Origin of the sequence: Aerococcus sp. UBA6277, from assembly GCF_002440555.1 — a bacterium.
Classification (GTDB): domain Bacteria; phylum Bacillota; class Bacilli; order Lactobacillales; family Aerococcaceae; genus Aerococcus.
Genome location: NZ_DJUR01000002.1, coordinates 1 through 4081 on the forward strand (window position 1 = coordinate 1; position 4081 = coordinate 4081).

At 37.9% G+C, this 4081-nt stretch carries 2 protein-coding genes and 1 pseudogene; all 3 read right to left on the bottom strand.

Translation table 11 applies throughout. The annotated features are described in order from the left end of the window. Positions 1 to 145 precede the first annotated feature (145 nt). On the bottom strand, positions 146 to 1363 hold the full coding sequence (locus B2V22_RS00100) for a cobalamin-independent methionine synthase II family protein (RefSeq protein ID WP_290489755.1): 1218 nt from the start codon (positions 1361 to 1363) through the stop codon (positions 146 to 148). A 249-nt stretch (positions 1364 to 1612) separates the two neighbouring features. Beyond that, positions 1613 to 3391, bottom strand: coding sequence for a pyruvate oxidase (gene spxB / locus B2V22_RS00105; RefSeq protein WP_290489756.1), 1779 nt, complete (start codon positions 3389 to 3391; stop codon positions 1613 to 1615). Between the two features lie 401 nt (positions 3392 to 3792). Further along, a pseudogene (locus B2V22_RS00110) lies at positions 3793 to 4081 on the bottom strand (hypothetical protein); the annotation flags it as partial.

Here is a 4081-nt window from a genome sequence, read left to right on the forward strand (position 1 = left end):
TCTTCTTTTTTTGTAAAAAAAATAGAACCAATGACTTTTTTTAAAAAGTCATCAGTCCTATATATTGTAGAGCCATTAAAAAGCACATAAAAGGGTTTGTGACTGCTCTGCCACAAACCCTTTTTATATAGCTCAATAGCTCGTTTTATTCTCCGTAGAAGTGTTTAGAAGCGATTGCTGCACCTTCTACAAGGGCTTCTAATTTAGCCCAAGCAATTTGCTCGTGTAAACGTCCACCTAAACCACAATCAGTTGAAGCAACGACGTTTTCTGGCCCAACGATTTCACCGAAGCGGATTAAGCGTTCTGCGATTAATTCTGGATGCTCAATTGCATTTGTTGAATGTGATACTAAGCCAGGAATGATGTATTGGCCTTCTTTTAAGCGGCCTGCTTTTTCCCATACTTTCCATTCATGGGCATGACGTGGACTTGATGCTTCAAAAGTAAATCCTGCTGCATTAACTTCTAAACATTGGTCAACGATGTACTCTAATGGAATATCGGTTGTATGTGGTCCATGCCATGAACCCCAGCAAATATGTAAGCGAACTAAAGCTGGATCGATACCTTTTAAGGCACGGTTAATAGCGTCAATACGTAATTGTAACCATCTTTGGAAGTCTTCAATTGATGGCTCTGGGTTAATTTGGTCCCAAGCTTCAGCCAAGTCTGGCGCATCAATTTGAACGATGAATCCAGCATCTGTGATCGCTTTATATTCTTCATGTAATGCGTCTGCCAAATCATTTAATAAGGCTTCTTCATCCCCATTGTAGTAGTTATCTTGTAGCCGAGCTGCTGAACCTGGAGATACAGCTGCGATAAAACCTTTATCTAAGTTGTTTTTAGCTAGTGAAGCTTTTAAGAAATCTACGTCACGTTGTACTTGGTCTTGACCAACGTAAGTCACTTTATCAGCGAAAACTGGGTTTCCAACAGCTTTACGTTTACCTAAAACACCAGAATCTGGATCTTCATAGGCTGCTGAGAAAATTGCACGGTCACGACGGTCAGGGAATGATGTTAATTTAATATTTCCTGGTGTTGAACGAATCTTTTCAGGGTTTGCCCAACGGTCTTGGTCAGTCATTTCTAAACCACCTAAACGGTAGAATGAGTAGTTCCACCAGGCACCAAAGTCTACTGGACCAGATGTGATATGACCATATTCACCATCATTTACAATGTCGATACCGATTTCTTTTTGTTTTGCAACAACTTGATCCACTGAATCTTGGATGATTTGATTATATTCTTCGTCTGAAATTTCATTTTTTGCACGTCGATCATTTGCCTCTAATAATGCTTTTGGACGTGGTAATGAACCTACATGTGTGGTTAAAATTTTCTTGTTTGTCATAGCTAAAACCTCCATCTCGTTTAGCTAAATTGTAACACATCTACAAAACTATTATGTCTTGATTAAAGTATAGAAAAACTATCAAGCTTGATTAGTATATCTTGAATACGGTGGTTGATAATTTGGTCGGAATAACTATTTTTTGCAAGAATTCTATATAAGCAAAAACAGGCTAGGAAAAGCCCCAACCTGTTCTTATCTCGTCTGAATATAATAAATCTTGGTTACTAATCTAATGTTATCAAATGATTATTTGATGTATTTAGATTCTAAGCCTTCAGCTTCTAAGTACTCTCTGAATGGTACTAAGTTAGCAGCTTCGTAACGTTCTTTGTAAGCTTTGATTTCGTCTTCGCTGTATAGTTTTGAATCTAATTTCAATGTTTCTACAGGGATTGGACGATCTTGAGTAATCTTACAGTCGATAACTACAGTATTACCTTCTTTGTAAGCTGCAACAGCTTCAGCCATTACACGGTCCATATCTTCGATACGGCTTACAGTAAATCCTTTAGCACCTTGTGCTTCAGCGATTTTAGCGTAGTCAACATCTGTAAAGTCTACACCGAATAAGTTTTTGTTAGTGTCTTCATATTTATTTTTGATGAAGGCATATTCAGTGTTAGAGAATACAACGTTGATTACAGGCATGTTGTAACGTACGTTAGTTACTACATCTGGGTAAGTCATAGAGAAGGCACCATCACCGATGATGTTCCAAACTTGACGATCTGGGTAAGTGTTTTTAGCACCTAAACCACCAGGGATAGCGATACCCATTGTCGCGAATAATGGAGAAGTTCTCCACATGTTTTTAGGTGTCATATGTAAATGACGGATAGAAGTTTGAGTTGAGTTACCAACATCAATAGAGTAGATTGCATCTTCGTCAGCGTGGTTGTTGATTGCATTGTACACTTGGTAGAATTGCAAGTCGCCTTCTTCTTTAGTTTCTAACATATTGATGTATTCACGCCAGTTAGCGATGTTTTTCAAGTTAGCTGTCCACCATGCTGATTCTTCAACAGCATCTACTTTATTTAAGATTTCGTCGATTGCTAAACCAGCATCACCTAAGATAGCAACATCAGCGTGGTGACGTTTACCTAACATAGCTGGGTCGATATCGATTTGGATGAAGTTATCTACGTTGCGGAAAGTACCTTCAACCTCTGAGAATGGGAAGTTTGAACCAGCAAATAATACTGTATCAGCTTCTAAAATTGTTTCGTTAGCTGGTTTCCAACCTACACGATAAGTAGAACCTGTTAACGCTTCGAAATCCCACTCGAAAGTTTCAAAGTTTTTACCAGTAGTGATAACTGGCGCTTTGATTTTACGAGCTAATTCTTGAACTGCAGGACCGTGGCCCATAGTACCAATACCAGCGTAGATTACTGGGCGTTTAGAGTTGTTTAATAATTCAACTGCTGCGTCGATATCTTGAGTTGCTGGAGCGATTGGTGCATATTTACGTAAGCTGTTTGCAGATGAATACCATTGGTCGTTGTCGATTTCAACTTTAGCGAAATCACCAGGTACTTCTAGAACTGCTACACCGCGTTTAGCGATAGCCATACGAGCTGCTTCGTCAACTAATTTTGGTAATTGCTCAGCATAAGCTACACGACGGTTGTAAACTGCAATGTGGTCGTACATTGGGTTTTGGTTTAATTCTTGGAAAGCGTCCATGTTTAATTCGCGTTGTGGACGAGAACCTAAGATTGCAACTACTGGAATGTTATCCATTGCTGCATCGTATAAACCGTTGATTAAGTGAGATGCACCTGGACCACCAGAACCAACAGTAACACCTAAGTTACCGCCAAATTTGCTTTGCATTACAGCAGCCATAGCACCTACTTCTTCGTGTTTCACTTGTAGGAATTTGACGTTGTTTTCTTCTTCACCCATAGCATCCATTAATGAACTTAAAGTACCTGAAGGAATACCATAAATAGTATCTGCTCCCCAAGACTCTAAAATTTTCATAACTGCTAAACCGATGTTAATTTTGTTATCTGACATTTAGATTACCCTCCATTTGATTTAAAAATATCACAATTGAAATAATAGCACTTAAAACAGTTCAGTCCAATGAATTGCCACAAATATTCTTTGTGATGGCCATAATTAGCCAAAAATACCCTATTTTCAGTACAATATTGTATCTATTTGAGAAAAGTGGTACAAGGGGCGAAATTGTACTAGTACAGTAAAAAGGCCAGAAACCCTTATAAATCAAGAACTTTTAAAAAGTAACTACTTATAACACTACTACACAAGTTTACTGTTTCAAAATTAAGGAAATCTCCTACTTATTCTCACAATTACAGTCCGAAAACTTTATATATTAGAAAGTTAGTGAAGAATATCTTTATTGTATGTAAACAGAAAGAACATCCAATGCTGAATTTTTTAGTACATTATTACACATCATTAGGGATAGTCTTCAACAATTTGGCAGGTACACCAACTATTAAGGAATTATCCGCTACATCTTTAGTCACAACGGCACCAGCAGCCACGACTACATGGTTGCTAATAGTGACACCTAATAGAATCGTTACATTTTCACCTAACCAAATATAACCACCTTTATATTTAAAATTAAGTATGTAGAAAAACAGAAACCTTATACTAGTTAGCGTAAGGTTTCTGTCAGCATGCTTATATTTGATTGTTCTCGTCATTCGCCGCTTCTTCCAACAACTGATC

What these genes read in the sequence shown, in the direction of transcription:
- B2V22_RS00100 (WP_290489755.1), bottom strand. Translation starts at nt 1,363, where the DNA reads ATGACAAACAAGAAAATTTTAACCACACATGTAGGTTCATTACCACGT.
- spxB (WP_290489756.1), bottom strand. Translation starts at nt 3,391, where the DNA reads ATGTCAGATAACAAAATTAACATCGGTTTAGCAGTTATGAAAATTTTA.